The 20005-nt window shown below is 61.5% G+C and carries 15 protein-coding genes and 2 pseudogenes; 7 read left to right on the top strand and 10 right to left on the bottom strand.

Annotation, left to right across the window (positions count from 1 at the left end):
- Positions 1–232: 232 nt before the first annotated feature.
- Positions 233–472: pseudogene (locus AC56LR_RS09680) on the top strand (transposase); the annotation flags it as partial.
- On the opposite strand, the gene AC56LR_RS09685 reads toward AC56LR_RS09680, so the two are convergent.
- Positions 468–998: a response regulator gene (locus tag AC56LR_RS09685; RefSeq protein WP_497129840.1), complete on the bottom strand. Its 531-nt coding sequence runs from the start codon at positions 996–998 to the stop codon at positions 468–470. The pseudogene AC56LR_RS09680 and the gene AC56LR_RS09685 sit on opposite strands and share 5 nt — an antisense overlap.
- A gap of 415 nt (positions 999–1413) precedes the next feature.
- Between AC56LR_RS09685 and AC56LR_RS09690 the strand changes: the two genes are divergently transcribed.
- From AC56LR_RS09690 to AC56LR_RS09700, 3 genes are all read left to right on the top strand, one after another.
- Positions 1414–2469 carry an NAD(P)-dependent alcohol dehydrogenase gene (locus AC56LR_RS09690; protein WP_497129841.1) on the top strand — a complete coding sequence of 352 codons (1056 nt, stop codon included), beginning with the start codon at positions 1414–1416 and terminating at the stop codon, positions 2467–2469.
- 43 nt (positions 2470–2512) lie between these two features.
- Positions 2513–5203 (top strand): bifunctional acetate--CoA ligase family protein/GNAT family N-acetyltransferase, encoded by a 2691-nt coding sequence (locus AC56LR_RS09695; RefSeq protein WP_497129843.1) that lies wholly within the window; start codon positions 2513–2515, stop codon positions 5201–5203.
- Positions 5204–5331: 128 nt separating this feature from the next.
- A complete protein-coding gene (locus AC56LR_RS09700) occupies positions 5332–5667 on the top strand; it encodes a MerR family DNA-binding protein (protein ID WP_497129844.1) in 336 nt (111 codons plus the stop codon).
- A 121-nt stretch (positions 5668–5788) separates the two neighbouring features.
- On the opposite strand, the gene AC56LR_RS09705 is transcribed toward AC56LR_RS09700, so the two are convergent.
- The 4 genes from AC56LR_RS09705 to AC56LR_RS09720 all read right to left on the bottom strand — a co-directional run bounded on the left by AC56LR_RS09705 (position 5789) and on the right by AC56LR_RS09720 (position 9484).
- On the bottom strand, positions 5789–5983 hold the full coding sequence (locus AC56LR_RS09705; RefSeq protein ID WP_497129846.1) for a heavy-metal-associated domain-containing protein: 195 nt from the start codon (positions 5981–5983) through the stop codon (positions 5789–5791).
- Between the two features lie 97 nt (positions 5984–6080).
- Entirely contained in the window at positions 6081–7157 is a 1077-nt protein-coding gene (locus tag AC56LR_RS09710) for a DUF4238 domain-containing protein (RefSeq protein WP_497129847.1), read from the bottom strand.
- 28 nt (positions 7158–7185) lie between these two features.
- Positions 7186–8631, bottom strand: a complete 1446-nt coding sequence (locus AC56LR_RS09715; protein ID WP_497129848.1) for a UvrD-helicase domain-containing protein — start codon at positions 8629–8631, stop codon at positions 7186–7188.
- Positions 8603–9484: a toprim domain-containing protein gene (locus AC56LR_RS09720; protein WP_497129850.1), complete on the bottom strand. Its 882-nt coding sequence runs from the start codon at positions 9482–9484 to the stop codon at positions 8603–8605. The genes AC56LR_RS09715 and AC56LR_RS09720 overlap by 29 nt, the downstream gene beginning before the upstream one ends.
- 572 nt (positions 9485–10056) lie before the next feature.
- Here AC56LR_RS09720 and AC56LR_RS09725 point away from each other — a divergent pair.
- The gene (locus AC56LR_RS09725; protein ID WP_497129852.1) at positions 10057–10446 is read left to right on the top strand and encodes a hypothetical protein; all 390 of its coding nucleotides are present in this window, start codon (positions 10057–10059) and stop codon (positions 10444–10446) included.
- 172 nt (positions 10447–10618) lie between these two features.
- Here the strand turns inward: AC56LR_RS09725 and gmtX are convergent, their stop codons facing one another.
- From gmtX to AC56LR_RS09740, 3 genes and pseudogenes are all read right to left on the bottom strand, one after another.
- On the bottom strand, positions 10619–10993 hold the full coding sequence (gmtX, locus tag AC56LR_RS09730; RefSeq protein WP_497129853.1) for a gamma-mobile-trio protein GmtX: 375 nt from the start codon (positions 10991–10993) through the stop codon (positions 10619–10621).
- Positions 10927–11472: a hypothetical protein gene (locus AC56LR_RS09735; protein ID WP_497129999.1), complete on the bottom strand. Its 546-nt coding sequence runs from the start codon at positions 11470–11472 to the stop codon at positions 10927–10929. The genes gmtX and AC56LR_RS09735 overlap by 67 nt, the downstream gene beginning before the upstream one ends.
- Positions 11473–11531: 59 nt before the next feature.
- A pseudogene (locus tag AC56LR_RS09740) lies at positions 11532–11651 on the bottom strand (phosphohydrolase); the annotation flags it as partial.
- Between the two features lie 231 nt (positions 11652–11882).
- On the opposite strand from AC56LR_RS09740, the gene glpD reads away from it, so the two are divergent.
- A complete protein-coding gene (gene glpD / locus AC56LR_RS09745) occupies positions 11883–13454 on the top strand; it encodes a glycerol-3-phosphate dehydrogenase (RefSeq protein WP_497129855.1) in 1572 nt (523 codons plus the stop codon).
- A gap of 58 nt (positions 13455–13512) precedes the next feature.
- Positions 13513–14127 (top strand): glutathione S-transferase family protein, encoded by a 615-nt coding sequence (locus AC56LR_RS09750; RefSeq protein WP_497129856.1) that lies wholly within the window; start codon positions 13513–13515, stop codon positions 14125–14127.
- Positions 14128–14256: 129 nt separating this feature from the next.
- Here AC56LR_RS09750 and AC56LR_RS09755 read toward each other — a convergent pair whose 3' ends face one another.
- The gene (locus AC56LR_RS09755) at positions 14257–15108 is read right to left on the bottom strand and encodes a CheR family methyltransferase (protein WP_497129857.1); all 852 of its coding nucleotides are present in this window, start codon (positions 15106–15108) and stop codon (positions 14257–14259) included.
- Positions 15108–20003 (bottom strand): HAMP domain-containing protein, encoded by a 4896-nt coding sequence (locus AC56LR_RS09760; protein WP_497129858.1) that lies wholly within the window; start codon positions 20001–20003, stop codon positions 15108–15110. Before AC56LR_RS09760 ends, AC56LR_RS09755 begins: the two co-directional genes overlap by 1 nt.
- Positions 20004–20005 lie beyond the last annotated feature (2 nt).

The following is a 20005-nucleotide window of genomic DNA, read 5'->3' on the forward strand; positions in this document are numbered from 1 at the left end:
CCTAATACGCGGTCGTGGCAGCGATCCACGAGCTTGCCTGCGCAGCCCTAACGCTCAAGTACATATCGCCCGGGGGGCGGGTTCCAGGCTTGGCGCCTGTCAGATTTTCTGTGTGGAACGGGGTCATGAAATAATGCCGAAAGGATTGTTCCATCACCGACGAAATGACCACCAAGAAGCCGAAGAAGCAGAAAGCAGAAAGCAGCGTATCCATTCCCAGTCGAGCTAGAACAAGGACGCTGAATCGATCCATGGCGAATCCGGCCTGGCCGGACAGTTGAAGATGATGCTGGCCGAGCGCATGCTGTCTGCCTAGTTGACCCATCACCTTGCCAGCGAAGGCGAGCGCGGCAGAAACCATCGAAATGGCACGAGCCCGAAGAAGGTGCTGACGTCAGGCGGGGAACTCGATCTGGACATCCCGCGCGACCGCTTGTCGAGCTTCGAGCCCAAGCTGGTCGCCCTGTTCAGATCTTCCTCGACGGCTTTGCGCTCGATGAAAGTGCGCAGTGCCTGCGGAACCAAGGAACTCGAATAATGCCCCTGGACAGGTACCCTTGAGCACCCCGCTGTACTGCTTCCCGGGCGAGAGTCCCTCCGTCGCGCTCGGCCAGCGTCATGATCGGTACATGACTTGCCCGCGCGAACAACTGATCGAACAGCACGATACCACTGGTATCAGGTAAATCAAGTTTGGCCAGGATGATATCGACACCTCCTTTGGCGATACGGTCCAGTGCCGCTGAGAGCACGGTTTCGCATTCCGTAACGAACGGTCCACCTGAGGCCTCTGCAAGCGTGGCGACCAACACCTGAGCCTGGTCGTCGTCGGTGACGATAAGAACGTGAGATATATGCACTTTCGATTCGTACACTCCAGCGTTCGGACCAACGCCCGATCCGAAGGCGGGGGCCGAAAAGCAGCGTGTGGGAGGGCCCCATAGTCCTAGATTACAGGTATCGGTCTGAGTACCATGCACGAATGCGCTCAAAGGCATGTTTTTCTGAGCGGCATGGGCAAATGGCTGAGCTACGATTGGAACAGCATTCCGACTTGCTTATGGTCGGGCCTTTTGTCTTGTTTTCTAGCACCGCCGGGAGTTCAACGATGCGGGCGGCATTTGCGGACACTATCATTTCGCCAAGGCATTGATTTTAAGTATTTTGCTAATTTCCTCTGTGCTCCTGATAAAAAGGCGCATAGTGTCAACTGTTTGCACAAGCCGTTTAGGATTGCCGCATCCGCGTAGCAACTCGCGCCTATCTTCCCGGCTCGCCTTCGCAACGTAAAGCGATTGGCCAGCTTGACCGTGCCAGAGCAATCGCAGCCCACGCTGTGTCTTCTCCCGACCGCTTGCCGCCCCCCCCCCCGAGCCGCCGCCCTGCCGTCCGCGAAAATTTACAAGGAATGCCATGCGTACCATGAAAGCAGCGGTCTTTCTCAAGCCAGGAAAAATACAGCTGGCACAAAAGCCTGTTCCGACTGCCGGGCCAGGAGAAGCTGTCGTAAAAATCACGACCACCACGATTTGTGGAACCGATATCCACATCCTCAAGGGCGATTACCCTGTCCAGGAAGGCCTGACCATCGGTCATGAGCCTGTCGGCGTGATCGCGGCGCTTGGTGCAGGCGTCACGGGCTACGACATCGGACAGCGGGTGGTAGTCGGTGCCATTACGCCGTGTGGGCAGTGCAGCCCCTGTCTCGATGGCCATCAAGCGCAATGCGGAGGCAAGGCGGCGGGGGGCTGGCGCTTCGGCAACACGATCGACGGATCGCAAGCGGAATACCTGCTTGTACCCCATGCGATGGCAAACCTCGAAAGCATCCCGGACGGGCTCACTGACGAACAGGTGTTGATGTGCCCGGATATCATGAGTACCGGGTTTGGGGGAGCAGAGAGCGGTGGCATCCGCATCGGCGATACCGTTGTCGTCTTCGCGCAGGGGCCGATTGGTCTGTGTGCAACTGCCGGCGCCAAACTCAGGGGCGCCAGCCTAATCATTGCGGTTGATGGGATCGAAGCACGCCTGGAGGTATCGAAACGGCTTGGTGCTGATGTCGTAATCGACTATACCAAGGTCGACCCGCTGACCGAGATCATGCGCTTGACGGGCGGGCGGGGCGTGGATGTCGCCATAGAGGCGCTAGGTACCCAGCAAACGTTCGAGAGCTGCCTGCGGGCGCTAAAACCCGGCGGCACGCTGTCGAGCCTTGGCGTCTATTCGGGAAAGCTGTCCTTGCCTCTCGACGCATTCGCCGCCGGCCTGGGCGACCATCGTATCGTCACCACGCTTTGCCCGGGGGGCAAGGAGCGCATGCGCCGGCTTATGAATGTCGTGGCCTCAGGGCGGGTCGACCTGGAGCCGATGGTGACCCATCGCTTCAAGCTCGATCAGATCGAAGAGGCTTACGACTTGTTTGCGAACCAGCGCGACGGCGTCTTGAAAGTCGCAATCACGATGTAAGCCTCCGCTCGGCCAACATACCTACCTTCTATCAAAGGCTGCCATGAGCGTACGGAATCTCGAATACTTGTTTTCCCCGCGTTCGGTAGCGGTCATCGGTGCATCCGATAAGCCCCACAGCGTGGGTGCGACCGTGTTGCGCAACCTGGTCGAAGGCGGTTTCCAAGGCGCGATTTACCCCGTCAACCCCAGGCACGATGCGCTGGCCGGCCGCAGGACCTACCCCAGCGTCGCCATGCTGGACGAAGCGCCCGACCTGGCGATCATCTGCACCCCCCCGGCCACGGTGCCTGGGATTATTGCCGAACTCGGTGCGGCCGGAACGCGCGCCGCGATCATCCTCACTGCCGGCCTTGGCGCTCTGCGCGATGCTTCAGGGCGGACCTTGCAGCAGGCCGCCCTCGATGCAGCCAAACCCTACCTGCTGCGCCTGCTTGGGCCGAACTGCGTCGGCCTGCTCGTGCCCGGGATTGGCCTCAATGCGAGCTTCGCGCACACCGGTGCGCTGCCGGGCCGGATCGCGTTCGTGTCGCAGTCCGGCGCGCTGGTGACCGGTGTGCTGGACTGGGCCCGGTCGCGCGGCATCGGCTTTTCCAAATTCATATCGCTGGGCGACAGTGCCGATGTCGATTTCGGCGACGTCGTCGATCACCTCGCTAGCGACCCCGCCACCGACGCCATCCTGATGTATATGGAAGACTTGAAGCACGCGCGCAAGTTCATGTCGGCTGCGCGCGCGGCGGCCCGTAGCAAACCGACGCTCATCCTAAAGTCAGGCCGTGCGCCGGAGGGGGCCAGGGCCGCCGCCTCGCATACCGGCGCGCTGGCCGGTGCCGACGATGTCTACGGTGCAGCGATCGCGCGTGCGGGCATGTTGCGCGTCTTTTCCACCGAAGACCTGTTCGGCGCAGTGGAAACCCTGGCGCGTGCGCATCCGCTGCACGGCGAACGTCTGGCCATCCTGACCAACGGCGGCGGACCCGGCGTCATGGCGACCGATGAGCTCGTTTGCAGTGGCGGCAGCCTGGCAAGCTTGTCGCCCGTCACGCTAGCCCGGCTCGACGAGCTGCTGCCCGCCACGTGGTCACATGCCAGTCCGGTCGATATCATCGGCGATGCGCCGGCGAGCCGTTACGCCGGTGCGCTCGAGGTCCTGCTCCAGGACACGGGCTCGGATGCAATCCTCTTCATCCACGCGCCCACGGCCATCGTCTCCAGTGTCGAGATTGCCACTGCGCTGGTCCCACTTGCGCGCGCGGCGTCGCGCAATATTCTCACCTGCTGGCTGGGCGGTGACGGCGTGGCGCAGGCGCGCCGCATATTTTCCGATGCCGGCATTCCTACTTTCGATACGCCGGAGGATGCGGTTCATGCTTTCCTGCAGATCGTCCATTTCGGGCGCAATCAGCGTTTATTAATGGAGGCGCCGTCTTCGGCCCCGGACGACGCCCCCGTCGACCGGGCGAGGGCGCAGGGGGTGGCGCGCAGTGCAATTGCAGCCGGGCGCCAGATGCTGTCAGAGCCGGAGGCCAAGCAAGTGCTGGCAGCATACGGCATCCCGGTGGTGGAAACCCGGATTGCGCTCACCGTGGACGAGGCAGTGCTGGGCGCACAGGAAATCGGCTTCCCGGTGGCGATCAAGATCCTGTCTCCGGACATTAATCACAAATCGGATGTCGGCGGGGTTGTGCTCGACCTGGAGACCCCGGCCGCGGTGCGCACAGCGGCGCATGCCATGCATGCGCGGCTCTCAAACTTCCAGCCGGGGGCACGCCTGCAGGGATTTTCAGTCCAGGCCATGGCGCGGCGCCCTCAAGCGCACGAGCTGATCGTGGGCGTCACGACGGATCCGGTGTTTGGTCCGGTGATCCTGTTTGGGCAGGGCGGCATCGCCGTGGAAATCATGGACGACCACGCTATCGGTTTGCCGCCCCTGAATAGGGTGCTGGCGCGCGAAATGGTCTCCCGTACCCGTGTGTCGAAACTGCTGGCTGGCTATCGCAACCGCCCTCCCGCCGATATCGATGCGATCTGCCGCGCCATGATTCGAGTGGCACAGCTGGTCACCGATATCCCCGAGATTACCGAGCTCGACATCAATCCTCTGCTGGCCGACGGCGCAGGGGTCATTGCGCTCGATGCACGCATGCGCGTTGCCGCCTTCGGCCAGGGCGCAGACCCCATGCTTCGCTTCGCCATTCGCCCTTATCCCCAGGAACTGGAAGAGCAAATCGCATGGGGCGGGGCGGTCGTGACACTGCGGCCGATACGGCCGGAAGACGGCGCTGCCCACGTCGCGTTTTTCAATGCGCTCACGCCGGAGGATGTACGTTATCGCATGTTCATAGGAATGCGCGAGTTGCAGCCGTCGCAACTTGCCCGCTTTACACAGATTGACTATGACCGTGAGATGGCATTCATCATCACCCAGCTCACGCCGGAGGGGACGCCGGAAACGCTGGGGGTGGCGCGCGTCGTCACAGATCCCGACAATGTGAAAGCAGAGTTTGCCGTTATCGTGCGCTCCGACCTGAAGGGACGCGGCCTTGGCCGGATACTGATGAACAAGCTGATCGCCTACTGCCGCGAGCGGGGAACCTATGAAATCGTCGGCGAGACCTTGGCGGAAAATCGTCCTTTGCTCTCGCTGGTGTGCAAGTTGGGCTTCGAAGTGCACCGGACGGACGACGACATCACGGTACAATTGCGGTTTGTGCTCGCGCCAGTATCCTGAACAGTTCATGTCTGCGGGCTACCGGCACCTTACTTGCGCGATGGACACCCGGGCTGCTACGAGGACACCGGACTGATCCCACCTACGGCCCGCACCGAGTCGGCTACCGTGCATATACACGGAACTATGTGCACCGCCTGGGTTTCATTCGTCGTGCGAGGGATCTCGGGTTTTCGGTGGCGGAGAGTGGGGAATTGCTCAGCTTGTGGAGCGATCACGCATGGCAAAGCGCCGACGTCAAACGTTTGGCGCAGGCCCACATTGTCGAGCTTGAAAAGCGGATTGAAAGTCTACGGGAAATGGAGGACACCTTGCAGCAGCTGGTCAGCTGTTGCGCAGGTGATGAGAGACCGGATTGTCCGATCTTGGCTAAGCTCGAACATCCTGACGAGGGTGATGCGAAATCTCAGCTGCAACCAGGCATGACGTCCGTCTTCCGCAGCATGGCATCAGCTGGAAAGTAACTGGAACCGGGCTCCCGGTTGCATGGCTTGGGAACCGCGGCTTTTAGCGAACGCCACAACAGGCCCCCGCCGAGGATGAGGTCCGTATTGCCGGACGTCCACCTCGGCCGGGGCAGGGACGTTATAAAGCCTGTGGCGGAAAACCTGCTTCGGTCAGAGCGTGCTCGATCTGAGCGCGTGTAGCAGAGGCCACAACTTGCACGGTACGCTTCGGCGGATCAGCGGTTACCTGTGCATTCGCGTCAACCGATTGAATAGCCCTCGTGACGCCGCGCGCACAACAACCGCAGGTCATGTTTTCAATGTGGAAATCCATGCAAACCTCCTTGTTTAAAATGTGAGAAGAAGCATACGGCTTCCAACGGTGGGAAGGTCAAGAGCTGAGTTTTTGCGAAATGGAGTGCATCAGCGGCCTACACTTCTCGTCCTCCAAAAATTTCGCGCTCTGCTTCGGATTGAACACCGTTCCATGACTTCCATTGCTCGGCCTCAGCATGGAATCCCTGCCGATCGACGATACGCGGCCGCCACAGGGCCGCATGGACGTCAGCGGAACGCCCGAAGACATAGCGATACGCATGCTCGACCGTGAATTTTTGTATTTGCATCGCAAAATCGACCGACACCGTCGTCCCACGTAGCAACGGTGGTTCAGGCCCGATGTGCGTGAACAAAAGGTGGGTCGGACTTAATTGCATGAAGATTTCTGTACCGGGACTGTTCCATCCACCACCGACATCATAACGTTGGCCGCTATGATGGTTCAGCCGCACGACAGGGTTGTCGCTATTGAGCCATTCGATCCCAGGTGGACTGCGAAGAATCGTCCACCGATGCTTATGAAGGACGTTGAGCGTCTTGGTTAGCAAGTGCCTGAGGCTCCATAGCCAGAGGCTACGGCCCACGGACGCTTCGACACGAAGAAGGCCAGACTCTTGTCCGGGTTGGATCTCGACCAACGTACGCACCGGGAACAGCGCCTCACCGGCTTCCGGTTCTCCGACAACGAGTGGGATTCCAGAGCGTTTTGCCTCCTCGAGTTCTTGAACTGCGTCCCTTGCAATCTCGCTGACGAGAGGCTGCAAGTTCTCTTGCCAGTCCCGCAGCCGTTTGATCAGTCGGGCAGGGGTCCGAACATCCTGTGCAGCCAAAAAACGGACCAGCAGCCTCCAGTCTTCAGAACTTAGCCTTCGATCGGTTACCGCGCGTTGAAGAGAACGCCCCGCAGGGGATTCGAACGCAGTATCGAACCACCGCTCGATCTCGTCACTTTCCCCGCTCGCGGCCATATGCGTGTAGAGGTGCAGGTGATATCCAAGGCTCTTTGGCGAGTGCACTTTCCACAGACTCGATTTCACGTGTGGCACCAGGATCCGGTACGACCAGACCTCGCCTTCGTCATCCGCCCAGCGCTTCAGGTAACTATGTGGAACGTAATGGTTATCTCGCTTAATCACTCTATTTCTTGCAATGCACCAGTTTTTGCGCATGCAGATGCATGTCGAAATCGGCTACGCGCTAAGCGCGTGGTGAATTCAGGATAGGGGTCGGACTGCACACGACCAGGCCCATCGACCCACGTGTCATCGCCACATACAAATTGGCAGCATTTAACGTCGTCGCATCCCAAATCACGGCGACCTCCGCCTCCAGCCCCTTGAGGAGAAGGGTGCTTCCGACGGCCCTTCGTGGTAACGGTCGTCCCTTGAACCTGCTTTCTTCGCGCGTCCGAACAACAGCCTGCCGCAGGTCGCATGTCCCAGACCCAGCGAGGCGCAGCGCCTTGAGGGCAGCGTAAAATATCGCGGGGCGATGCGAGCGAACATTGGGCTCGGCGCACCATGCCTCAAGAACCTTTGCGGCCCGCACAAACGAAGGTGTCGAAGCGAAATCGAGCGATTCTTGCTCGGTGGGTGTCGGTGCATTTCGCGCTGTACCGCGGCGCAGCGCATCGAAGCGCCGGCGGATTTCGGCAGCACCGAGGTTTGTCATCACGGATCCGGCGAAATTGATCAAGGTGTCGAACACCTGCGGGCTATTAAGTGCAAAACTCCTGCTGAAGCTCATCAGATCCCCGAGATCTACAGCTTCGACGGTGATGGCGCCAGGAGTTTGACTGGCAAGCTCTCGTTGGCCGCGTGGATTTCTTGCGTCGCCGATGACAAGAACGCGCCCTTGGGGAACAGGTGACGCCGTTTGAGCGGCAGACAGCCGCACCCTATGGTCATCTGCTGATCCGGTCTGCACCCAACGCACATGAGGCGGCGCATGCCGTAAGTCGACTGGCTCTCCGGCTATCAAGGCCGCCCGGATCTGAAGGAGCCAATTTCCAAACTCTTCCGCGTTCGCATTACGCCACCGCCAGGGCGTTCCCAGCGTGCCCATGGACGGAAAGGACGTCAAGACGTCACGCTCCCAGTGAACCAGTTCGCCGCCAAAGTCAAAAATCGCCTGCAGCGGATCACCAAGCACGCAGGTCGGGAGCAGACGGGCGAGGCCCTCGACGATGTAGTGTTGCGACAGGGAGCAGTCCTGATACTCGTCAACGATGACATGCGAGTACCTCGACACTAGGACATCGTCGAGATGGCCGGACCGAAGAAGTCGCCAAGCAGCGTCGCGGATTGCAGGGTAGTCCTGCCACGGCGTGTCCAGCAGAAGGATGCTGGCGTCATGGCCGCTACGAGTCGGAAACTTTCCGATGATTCGCATGGCCCATCCATCAATGGTCGCCAAGCGGTAGGCTGCAGACGAGACCCGCGACAGTTCGAGCCGGGCACGCAAGGCGGCGACTCCAGCATTCGTATGTGTCAGGATCAGGACAGGCTTACGTGCATGGTGGTTACATAACGCTGTCTTAATCAGTTCGGTTTTTCCGCAGTCAGCAGGCGCCGTAATTGAACCGCGGACGACGGACAGCAGGTTTACTCCCGCCTTATCCATGCGCAGCCCAAGCGAAGACATTGCTGATGCGCGCCTGGATATCAGGGGCGCATTGCTCCCACACCGGACAAACGATATGACGGCTCACGTGTTCCATCCAGCTGATTGATTTGAACCACCCATTCTTGCGCGTTCGTGCCGCTCGCCCAAGCAAAGATCTCGTTAGCGGCGACAGATTACCTGCTTGGGCTTCCGCCCACACTGCGGCCAGATTCAGGTCGTTCCGCAATATGGTCCGGACTTGTTCCTCGACTTTTTCGCCGTGGAGTTCCACCGCGTAGGTAATCAGCGCGACACACGCGGAGACAGGAAGACTTGAAAATAACTCATCTTCGAGCGCGCGACCTTCAGGCCAGGTAAGGACCGAGCCCCCGTTCAGGAGGAAAGCATCCTCAATGGCCGCGGTAGGGGGCTTATCGTTGTCTCGAAACACCATCGCCCGATAGCCGAGTCGCTGCAAAACAGATGCGCGTTCATACGGGGTATCCGCTGTGCGGCCGCCGCAGTCGAATGTGGCGACGCCGAGTGCACTCAACGATGGCTGTCCGAACTCCGTGCGGAGCTGGTCGATACCACGAATGAAGCCAATCTCGCTCGCACCTTCGCACGCGATCACAGATCGCGCTAGGAACGCTTCAGGGAAGCACCTGATCGTGCCCTGGATGTCATTCGCGGTCCCAACGGCCCGCACATCGTGTTGGCCGTCAATCTCGCGCACGACGAACAACTGGTTGCCCCGGAGCTCCTGAAGTGCGACAGGGGAGTGGATCGTTAGGAATGCCTGCAAAGGAGGGAGCGCATCCTTTGCCCCGAGCGATCCCAGGAAACGAATAAGCCGGTGCGGTTGCAATCCGTATTCCACCTCATCAGCCAAGACGATATGTCCACTACCGGCGGCACGCCGTTCAAGTCCCGCGATAAGCAGCCTGGTAGTATCCACCCTACGAGCGGACGCGGCGACTGGCTGCGACTGGCAGTATCGCTCGCCAACCGCTTGGACCACCCGTGTCGACCGCGGCGAGCCGCTACTGGCCAGAACATGCAGGTGGCGTTCCCGTATCGGCGGTGACCCTGCGGGCAACCCTTCTAGACCAAAGGGCCTTCCAGACGATTTCTATCGTCTCACACCAAACTTTTCAGTTCGACGATACTATGGCTATGTAGGATGACGACAGAACTTGGACTCCACAAGGCATCAGGCACAGCTTTTCTGCTGGATACAGAGCGATACCACTACTGACACAGTAACATTACACAATGCAACTTGACCTATTAGATAAACCAGATGGACGTACGTCAATTTTGCTACCATCGGGGTACGTACTTGATTTGCAAGCTCCGGACGCCACTGGATTGCCGATTTCTGACATCGCCCTATGTCTATCCTCGCAACCTCGGTGGGGCGGCGCTGCAAGGCCTTGGTATTCAGTTGCCGAGCACTCAGTTATGGTCTCTCGTCTTGTTCCGGAATCCCTTGCTTATGCTGCGCTGCTACACGATTGTGAAGAGTTCCTAGGCGATTGGCCATCTCCTGTGAAGGTGATGTTGGGGCGTGAATACGTCAAATCGCATATTGAGCCAGTGAAGAACGCATTACGTCGCCGTTTCGGCTTCGATGACGACCATCCATTAATAAAAAATGCCGATCTTGTCTCAATGGCGACAGAATTGCGGGATTTGCTGCCCCCGGCATGGCTAGAGTGGGGGCACCTTCCCAACCCCCATTCATCTAAAATCGTTCCAGTGGGGCCCGATAAGGCATACTTATTGTTTTTGCAGCGTTTCGAAGAACTGAGGCATATGGCAAAACCTTCTTCACCAAAGGTCGCCATATAAGGTTGTTTATGGAGAGTCGCTCGCGGTACGGCCGACCTATAGTATGTTCTGCGCCGTGATGACGTGATTTCAATAAGCTTGCAGCTCGACGATCGCGAAAGCCTAGCTAGTGAACGAAACGATTTCTCCTGCGAGCACTCAATGGTCCTTTGTAATGGTCGTAATAAATTCTTCATTCTGACTTAAATGTTCGCAGAATTTTACTGATAGCTGTCGCGAAGCCCGGCTTAAAGACAGTGAAAGGGCCTTTGCTGACTGCGCCGTTCTCTGTATTAGTGGTCCAGCCATGTCTTTGCATTGTCTCCAAGCTGAGCGCGTCTCGTAAAGCCGCCAATTCCTGCTCAAGCAATAATTCAACTCTTGTGACTGTTTCGCTCAAAGGGGCGGTACGTTTTTCATAAAGGGAAGAAAGTGCGTAGATAGGCTTGGCGATTGGGAGCGCGACGGCCGTTAACTTTGGGAGTTGCGGGTGCCTGTCCTTCAACAGGATGGTATATACGGACAAGGGCTTCGCCGGGGCGGGTCGGATTTTCCATAACGACGCCATTCCAGAGAAAACTTTGGATTAATTGTAGAAGAATTAGAAGGCAGCCAGCTCAGTCCGCTTGGATCGTCACCATGCTCGTCAAAAGTTCCATTATACAAAGCACCCACGAAACCTTCGAAAAGGTGAACAGGCTTTTTAAGCAAATAATTTACTTCGATATAGTCGATCAATTGCCCCACAATCTCGCATAACTTGATCATCCAGGAGTGACTTCGATCGTGGTGCCGGACTAAAAAGAAACGAAGCAGCGCCTCTAGTGGTGCTGGCTGCTGATCTTTTAATGTAAGGATTATAGGTAAGCGGATCACATTACCGGTAACGTCCAGCTTAAATCTAGCCCATATACGTGCGTGACTCATCATCTTCCCCTGCTCCTCATCTGTGCCGGCCTTTACTTTCTGAAAAGCAATTGTTATGCCGGTAGCATCGTAGTGGAGTTGACGGTTGCTGGCGGGCGAAGTGCACGCAAAATCGCGCATTTAGGCGTCGCGGATCGCCATTACGGGGGGAATTGTTATGAGTAGATCGTGGGCCATAACAGCGGCCAGGCCGAATGCCCGCCCCAGCGATAGGTACGGGCCAGCCCCAGCGCCAGGTCGGCGTCGTCCCAATCGAAGGGCGTGGGGTTGAGCAGGTCCAGCCGTTTACCAGACGGCATGCGCACCCAGGCGCGCACATCCTCCACCATTGCATCTTCCTGTGTCGTGATCAAACCGCCAATTCTACACACTGGCCCGCCGCTCATGCGCAAGGTCCTTTTTCCAGGGCTGTGGCAATTTCGCACACGGCGGCTGGATTCTGCGCATAATTGATATAAGCAAAGACTTCCCAAGGCCGGGCTCCTACACTGGACCGGTTGGGGGCGGGTTGCCCGCGCACAGGAGGCGACGTGGACAATGGCGACAGGGATGACGGCAAGCAATGGGAGTGTGACCTGCTGGTCGTAGGCGGCGGCATCAACGGCGCCGGCATTGCACGCGATGCGGCCGGGCGCGGCATGAAGGTGATCCTGTGCGACAAGGACGACCTCGGCGCCCATACTTCCTCGTCGTCCAGCAAGCTGATCCACGGCGGCCTGCGCTACCTCGAGCACCGCGAGTTCGCCCTGGTGCGCAAGGCCCTGGCCGAGCGCGAGCTGCTGCTACGCAGCGCGCCCCACATTATGCACCCGCTGCGCTTCGTCATGCCCCACGACGTCGGCCAGCGTCCCGCCTGGCTGATCCGCGCCGGCCTGTTCCTCTACGACCGCCTGGCGCCGCGCGAATTCCTGCCCGGTTCCAGCGCCGTCGACCTGGTCGGGCACCGCGCCGGCGGCCCGCTCAAACCCGCCTTCACGCGCGGTTTCGTGTATTCCGACGGCTGGGTCGACGACGCCCGGCTGGTCGTGCTCAACGCGCTCGACGCGCGCGAACGCGGCGCCACCGTGCTCACCCACACCCGTGCCACCGGCTTCGAGCGCCACCCGGCGCACTGGATGGCCACCCTGGTGCAGGGCGAGAGCAGCCGCCGCGTCAAGGCGCGCTGCCTGGTCAACGCCGCCGGGCCCTGGGCCGCGCGCGTCGCCCAGGTCGCGACCGGCGTCGCGCCCAGGCGCCGGCTGCGCCTGGTCAAGGGCAGCCACATCGTGGTGCCGCGCCTGTTCGACCACAGCTACGCCTATATCTTCCAGCACCCGGACGGGCGCATCGTCTTCGCCATGCCCTATGAAGGCGCGTTTACCCTGATCGGCACCACGGACGTCGAGTTCCAGGGCGAGCTGGATGAGGTCGGGATCTCGAGCCCGGAGACCAGCTACCTGTGCGAGCTGGCCAACCGCTATTTCCGGCGCCAGGTCTGGCCTTCCGACGTCGTGTGGAGCTATTCCGGCGTGCGCCCGCTGCTCGAAGACGACGCGGCCAGCGCCGCCGCGGCCACGCGCGACTACGTGCTGGCGCAGGATACCGCCGGCGCGCCGCTCCTGTCGGTCATGGGCGGCAAGATCACGACCTACCGCAAGCTGGCCGAGCAGGCGGTCGACTGGATCGGCCCGGTCCTGGGCAACGCCCGGCCGGCATGGACCGCCAACGCGCTGCTGCCGGGCGGCGACCTGTTCGGCAGCACGCCGGATAGCCGCGGCGTGCTCGAATTCGACCGCTGGGTCGCCGCCCTCCAGCGCCGCCACGACTGGCTGCCGCCCGCGCTGTGCCTGCGCTGGGCGCGCGCCTACGGCACCCGGGTCGAGGCCTTGCTGGCGGGGGCCGCCTGCCTCGACGACCTGGGCGAAGAAGTCGCGCCCGGGCTGTACGCCGCCGAGCTGCGCTACCTGGTGGGGCAGGAATGGGCCAGCTGCGCCGACGACATCCTCTGGCGCCGCAGCAAGCTGGGCCTGCACCTGCCGCCCAGCTGCGCCGGCAGCATCGACGCCTGGATCGCGGCCGAGCGCCGGTTGGCGGGTCTGGTGGCGCTGGCCGAGCCGGCCTGAAGGTGGCGGCGAAAGCGGCTATCATGGCCGCCTGTGCCCTCTACTGCCAAGGAAACCCATGCGCCTGTACACCAGCCCCCGCGCGCCCAACCCGCGCCGCGTCACCCTGTTCATGGCGGCCAAGGGCATTACCGGCATCGAGCTGGTCGACGTCGACCTCAATAGCGGGGCCCATCGGGCCGGCGAATTCCTGGCCCTGAACCCGCTGGCGCGGGTGCCGGTGCTGGTGCTGGACGACGGCCGCGCGCTGAGCGAAACGCGCGCGATCTGCACCTATCTCGAAGGCCTGTATCCGGAACCGAACCTGATGGGGGTGGATGCGACGGAGCGGGCCTTCATCGAGATGGCCGACCGCCGCATGGAGCTGCATCTGATGCTGGAGATCGCGCTGTGCGTGCGCCATACGCATCCGGGGCTGGCCGTGCTGGAGCAGCCGCAGTTTCCCGAGTTCGGGGCGGCGCAGGGGCAAAAGATGCGGTCGACGGCGCGCTGGCTGGATGGGGAATTGGGCAAGCAGCCGTATGTGGCGGGGGAGCGGTTCACGATTGCCGACATCACGGCGTTTTGTGCGCTGGAGTTTGCGCGAGGACTGCTGCGGTTCCGTCCGGGTGCGGAGGGGATGGCGAATTTGCAGGCGTGGCGGGACCGGATGGTGGAGCGTATCGGGGAATAAGAATCATCGTTGGACCGTAGGGTGGGCGGATTCCGCCCACGCGTTCAACCAGTATGTGGGTAGCACCGCCGTTCGACGGAGCCATTTTGGTTTGAACGCGCGGGCGGGAGACCCGCCCACCCTACAGCATCACCGGATCCGTTTGTACCACCCACCACCCTCGAACAAGGGCAGGTATTCCCCCGCGATCACATCCGTCGGCGCCAGCGGGCGGTCCAGTCCCAGCACCCCGAACAGCGACAGGCTGTCGTGGAACAGGCGCAGCACGCGCTGGCGCAGCACCGGGCCGAAGTCGGGCAGGGCGCGGCGGCAGATGATGGCGTGGAATTCGTTGAACGAGGCGTCGGTCACCAGGCTGTACTGCGCCCAGGTGATGCGTTCGCGCAAGCGGCCCAGCAGGCGCGCTTCGCCGCCGGATACCTCGAAATAGTCGGCCAGGCGGCCGCTGCCCCCGCTTTCCTCGTAGTTGCGCTGCGCGGCCTCTAACTGCGCGGCCGGCACCGTGGCGTCGCGCGCCTCGGCCAGCAGGTCCTCGCTGGCCAGGGTGGCGAACACCTCGGTGCGCGCGTACAGCTTTTCCTCGGCCAGCAGGATCGCCAGCGTCCAGGCCTCGCACACGCCGCCCGGCTCGGCCAGCCATACCCTGGGCAGGGCGGTCGGGCGCAGGCTGTCGCCCAGCGCCATGCGCAGCCTGCGCGTCTCGAGCGGCTGGTCGAACAGTGGCGCCGAAGGCACCGCCAGCGCGCGCACCACGTCCATCGCCACGCCGGCCTGGTGCAGCACGGCTTCCTGCAGCCGCGAGATGGTCGCCAGCTCGCGCTGCTGCAGGAGCAGCAGCAGCTTCTCGCGCAGCCGGGTGCGTCCATAGCCACGGAAATCGGCGCCGAAGCGCTGGTACAGCGCTTCCAGCAGCAGCTCGATCTCGAGTTCCTCGGTCGCCTGGGCGGCGGCAAATCCGCTCCAGGCGCTCAGCTCGCCCATTAGTGGAGCCAAACCCGCATCATCGACAGCAGCTGCGCCACATCCACCGGCTTGGTGATGTAGTCGGAAGCGCCGGCGGCGATGCACTTGTCGCGGTCACCCTTCATGGCCTTGGCGGTCAGGGTAATGATCGGCAGCGAGCGGAACTTCGGAATGCGGCGGATCGCCCGCATCGTGTCGTAGCCGTCCATCTCCGGCATCATGATGTCCATCAGGACGATCTCGATGGTCGGATCCTTTTCCAGCACCTCGATGCCGTCGCGGCCGTTCTCGGCGAACAGCACCTGCATCTGCTGGCGCTCCAGCAGCGTGGACAGGGCGAAGATGTTGCGCAGGTCATCGTCGACGATCAGCACTTTACGTCCGGCCAGGCCGCCGTCGAGCGCGTGGATCTCTTCCAGCATGCGGCGCTGGTTCTCCGGCAGGCTGGCCTGCGAGCGGTGCAGGAACAGCGCGGTCTCGTCCAGCAGGCGTTCCGGTGATCTGGCGTCCTTCATCACGATGGTCTTGGCATAGCGCTTGAGCTTCGTGACTTCCTTGCGCGAGAGCTCCTTGGCGGTGTAGATCACGACCGGCAGGTCGCGCAACCGCTCGTTGGCGCCGATTCGGTCCAGCAGGTCGAAGCCCGAGATGTCCGGCAGGGTCAAGTCCAGCACCATGCAGTCGAAGTGCGAGCTTTCCAGCGCTTCGAGTGCGGAGGCGCCGGTGTCCACGGTGATCATGTGGATGTCGGTATTGCCGATCAGGGCCACGATCGACTCGCGCTGGGCCATGTCGTCTTCCACCACCAGCAGCGAGCGTTTGCCGCCCATCAGGAATTTCTGGATGCGCTTGAATTCTTCCTGCAGCGACTCGCGGCTGACCGGCTTGTTCAGGTAAGAGATGGCGCCCTGGCGCAGCGCACGCTCGCGCTCGCGCAGCGAGGACATCACGTGCACCGGGATGTGGCGGGTGCTCGGGTCGCGCTTGAGGCGGTCGAGCACCGTGAAGCCGTCGATGTCCGGCAGGTCGATGTCGAGCAGGATCGCCGACGGCAGGTAGTCGCGCGCCAGCGACAGCGCCGAGTCGCCGCGCTGGGTGACGATGCCCTTGAAGTTCTTTTCGCGGGCGAAGTCGAGCAGCACCTTGGCGAAGCGCTCGTCGTCTTCCACGATCAGCACCGACGGGTCGCCCGGGGTCACCAGGCCGCGATCGTCCAGCACCGACGAGTATTCGACGACGGTGGCGTCCGTGATGGCGTCCACGGTGGCCACTTCCTGTTGTTGCGAGGATGGCTGGTAGGCGATCTGCTGCTGCGGCGGCGGGGCCAGGCGTGCCGGTTGCGGCTGGCGTGCCTGTTCGTAGTTGACGAAGCCGGCGCGGTTGTACGGCAGATACAGGGTGAAGGTCGAACCGACGTTGACGATCGATTCGACGCGGATCTCGCCGCCGAGCAGGCGCGCCAGTTCGCGCGAAATCGACAGGCCAAGGCCGGTGCCGCCGTATTTGCGGGCGGTCGAGCCGTCGGCCTGCTGGAAGGCTTCGAAGATCAGCTGCAGCTTGTCGGACGGGATGCCCACGCCGGTGTCGCGCACCGAGAAGGCCAGCACGGCGTCGGCATGCACCAGGTTCGGGTGGTCCGCGGTCCAGCCGCTGTTGACCAGGCTGATGGTCAGCTCCACCTGGCCGTGGCTGGTGAACTTGAACGCGTTCGAGAGCAGGTTCTTCAAGACCTGCTGCAGGCGCGTGGTGTCGGTCATCACGGCGGTCGGCAGGTTGTCCGCCAGGTCCACCTGGAAGCCGAGGTGCTTGGCTTCGGCCATGTGGCGGAAGGTGCGGTCGACGTAGTTGCGCAGGTTCAGGAAGCGGTACTCCGACACGTCCAGGGTGACGGTACCGGATTCGATCTTGGACAGGTCGAGAATGTCGTTAATCAGGGTCAGCAAGTCGGAACCCGAGCCGTGGATGGTCTTGGCGAATTCCACCTGGCGGCCGGACAGGTTGCCGTCCGGGTTATCCGACAGCTGCTGCGCCAGGATCAGGAGCGAGTTCAGTGGAGTGCGGAGCTCATGAGACATGTTAGCCAGGAACTCGGATTTATATTTGGACGACAGCGCCAGCTGGGTCGCCTTTTCTTCCAGCGCCAGCTTGGCCTGCTCCACCTCGCGGTTCTTGCGTTCCACCTCGATGTTCTGCTCGGACAGCAGGCGCGCCTTTTCGGCCAGTTCCTGGTTGGTCTGTTGCAGCTCTTGCGCCAGCGACTGCGACTGGGTCAGCAGCGACTCGGTACGGCTGTTCGCCTCGATGGTGTTCAGGACCACGCCGATCGATTCCATCAGCTGGTCGAGGAAGGACAGGTGGGTTTCGGTGAAGCGGTCGAGCGACGCGATCTCGATGACCGCCTTGACCTGCTGCTCGAACAGGATCGGCAGCACGACGATGTTGTTCGGCGGCGCCGCGCCCAGGCCCGAGGACACCACGATGTAATCGCGCGGCACGTCGGTCAGCCAGATGCGGGACTTCTCCAGCGCGCACTGGCCCACCAGGCCTTCGCCCGGCAGGAAGGAGGTCGGCAGCTTGCGGCTGGAACGGTAGCCGTAGGAAGCGATCATGCGCAGGCGTGCATCGGTTTCCTGCGAGTCCATCATGTAGAACACGCCGTGGTGGGCCGACACCAGCGGCGCCAGCTCGGACAGGATCAGCTTGGTCACCGCCTGCAAGTCGCGCTGGCCCTGCAGCAGGCGCGTGAAGCGCGCCAGGTTGGTCTTGAGCCAATCCTGCTGCGCGTTCTTCTGCGTGGTCTCTTTCAGGTTACGGATCATCTCGTTGATGTTGTCCTTCAGGTAGGACACCTCACCGCGCGCTTCCACCTGAATGGAGCGCGACAAGTCACCACGGGTCACCGCGGTTGCGACTTCACCAATCGCGCGCATCTGGTTGGTCAGGTTTGCCGCCAGCTGGTTGACGTTCTCGGTCAAGTCTTTCCAGGTACCCGCCACACCAGAGACGTTTGCCTGTCCACCGAGTTTACCTTCCGTTCCCACCTCACGCGCGACGCGCGTCACCTCGGAAGCGAACGAGGACAACTGGTCGACCATGACGTTGATCGTGTCTTTCAGTTCGAGAATCTCGCCCTTCACGTCCACGGTAATCTTCTTGGACAAGTCACCACGCGCCACCGCGGTCGTCACCGCCGCGATGTTACGCACCTGGCCCGTCAGGTTCGACGCCATGAAGTTCACGTTGTCGGTCAAGTCTTTCCAGGTGCCGCCGACGCCCGGCACGTAGGCCTGGCCGCCCAGCTTGCCTTCGGTACCCACCTCACGCGCCACGCGGGTCACCTCGGATGCGAACGAAGACAACTGGTCGACCATGACGTTAATGGTGTTCTTCAGCTCGAGAATCTCGCCCTTCACGTCCACGGTAATCTTCTTGGACAGGTCGCCGTTCGCCACCGCGGTAGTCACCTCCGCGATGTTACGCACCTGACCGGTCAGGTTACCCGCCATGAAGTTCACGTTGTCGGTCAAGTCTTTCCAGGTACCCGCAACACCCGGCACGTTCGCCTGGCCGCCGAGGCGGCCCTCGGTACCCACCTCTCGCGCCACGCGCGTCACCTCGGAGGCGAAGGAGTTCAGCTGGTCGACCATCACGTTGATGGTGTTCTTCAGCTCGAGAATCTCGCCCTTCACGTCCACCGTAATTTTCTTGGACAAGTCGCCGTTCGCCACGGCGGTGGTCACGTCCGCGATGTTACGCACCTGGCCGGTCAGGTTACCCGCCATGGAATTGACCGAGTCGGTCAAGTCCTTCCAGGTGCCGCCGACGCCCTTCACCTGCGCCTGGCCGCCCAGCTTGCCCTCGGTACCCACTTCACGCGCGACGCGGGTCACCTCGGATGCGAACGAGGACAACTGGTCGACCATGACGTTAATGGTGTTCTTCAGTTCGAGAATCTCGCCCTTCACGTCCACGGTAATCTTCTTGGACAAGTCGCCGTTCGCCACCGCGGTGGTCACGGCCGCGATGTTACGCACCTGGCCCGTCAGGTTCGAGGCCATGAAGTTCACGTTGTCGGTCAAGTCTTTCCAGGTACCGCCCACGCCCGGCACGTAAGCCTGGCCGCCGAGTTTACCTTCGGTACCCACCTCGCGCGCCACGCGCGTGACTTCCGATGCGAAGGAGCGCAGCTGGTCCACCATGACGTTGATGGTGTCCTTCAGTTGCAGGATCTCGCCGCGCACGTCCACCGTGATCTTTTTCGACAAGTCGCCGTTCGCCACCGCGGTGGTCACTTCCGCGATGTTACGCACCTGGGACGTCAGGTTACCCGCCATCGAGTTGACCGAGTCGGTCAAGTCTTTCCAGGTACCCGCCACGCCCTTCACCTGCGCCTGGCCGCCCAGTTTACCTTCGGTACCCACCTCGCGCGCCACGCGCGTCACTTCGGAAGAGAAGGAGGAGAGCTGTTCCACCATGGTGTTCGCGGTCATCGCCGCGCGCAGGTACTGGCCTTTCAGCGGGTGGCCGTCGACTTCCAGCGCCATGGTCTGGGACAGGTCGCCTTTTGCCACGGCGCCGATGACGCGCGCCATCTCGGTGGTCGGGCGCACAAGGTCGTCGATGAGGGTGTTGACCGAGCTGATGATCGTGCTCCAGCCGCCCACCACGCCCGGCAGGTCGGCGCGCTGGGTCAGGTGACCCTCGCGGCCCACCACGCGCGACACGTCGGTGACCGTCTCGACCATCTTCTGCTTGGTCTCGATGATGTCGTTGAGCGTATCGGCGATCTTCCCGGAAACGCCAGTCCAGTCCGAGGGCATGCGTACCGAGAAATCGCCTTTTTTCAGCGCCATCAGGGTTGCCAGCAACAGCTTGACGTCCAACTGTTCGCCCATGTCGGTCATGATGTTCATCG

Source organism: Telluria sp. ZT3P39, from assembly GCF_059685935.1.

Bases quoted from the DNA above. Each gene is read 5' to 3' on its own strand.
- AC56LR_RS09685 (WP_497129840.1), bottom strand. From the start codon at position 998: ATGCCTTTGAGCGCATTCGTGCATGGTACTCAGACCGATACCTGTAAT.
- AC56LR_RS09690 (WP_497129841.1), top strand. From the start codon at position 1,414: ATGCGTACCATGAAAGCAGCGGTCTTTCTCAAGCCAGGAAAAATACAG.
- AC56LR_RS09695 (WP_497129843.1), top strand. From the start codon at position 2,513: ATGAGCGTACGGAATCTCGAATACTTGTTTTCCCCGCGTTCGGTAGCG.
- AC56LR_RS09705 (WP_497129846.1), bottom strand. From the start codon at position 5,983: ATGGATTTCCACATTGAAAACATGACCTGCGGTTGTTGTGCGCGCGGC.
- AC56LR_RS09710 (WP_497129847.1), bottom strand. From the start codon at position 7,157: ATGCGCAAAAACTGGTGCATTGCAAGAAATAGAGTGATTAAGCGAGAT.
- AC56LR_RS09715 (WP_497129848.1), bottom strand. From the start codon at position 8,631: ATGTCTTCGCTTGGGCTGCGCATGGATAAGGCGGGAGTAAACCTGCTG.
- AC56LR_RS09725 (WP_497129852.1), top strand. From the start codon at position 10,057: ATGGTCTCTCGTCTTGTTCCGGAATCCCTTGCTTATGCTGCGCTGCTA.
- gmtX (WP_497129853.1), bottom strand. From the start codon at position 10,993: ATGGCGTCGTTATGGAAAATCCGACCCGCCCCGGCGAAGCCCTTGTCC.
- AC56LR_RS09735 (WP_497129999.1), bottom strand. From the start codon at position 11,472: ATGCGCGATTTTGCGTGCACTTCGCCCGCCAGCAACCGTCAACTCCAC.
- AC56LR_RS09750 (WP_497129856.1), top strand. From the start codon at position 13,513: ATGCGCCTGTACACCAGCCCCCGCGCGCCCAACCCGCGCCGCGTCACC.
- AC56LR_RS09755 (WP_497129857.1), bottom strand. From the start codon at position 15,108: ATGGGCGAGCTGAGCGCCTGGAGCGGATTTGCCGCCGCCCAGGCGACC.
- AC56LR_RS09760 (WP_497129858.1), bottom strand. From the start codon at position 20,003: ATGAACATCATGACCGACATGGGCGAACAGTTGGACGTCAAGCTGTTG.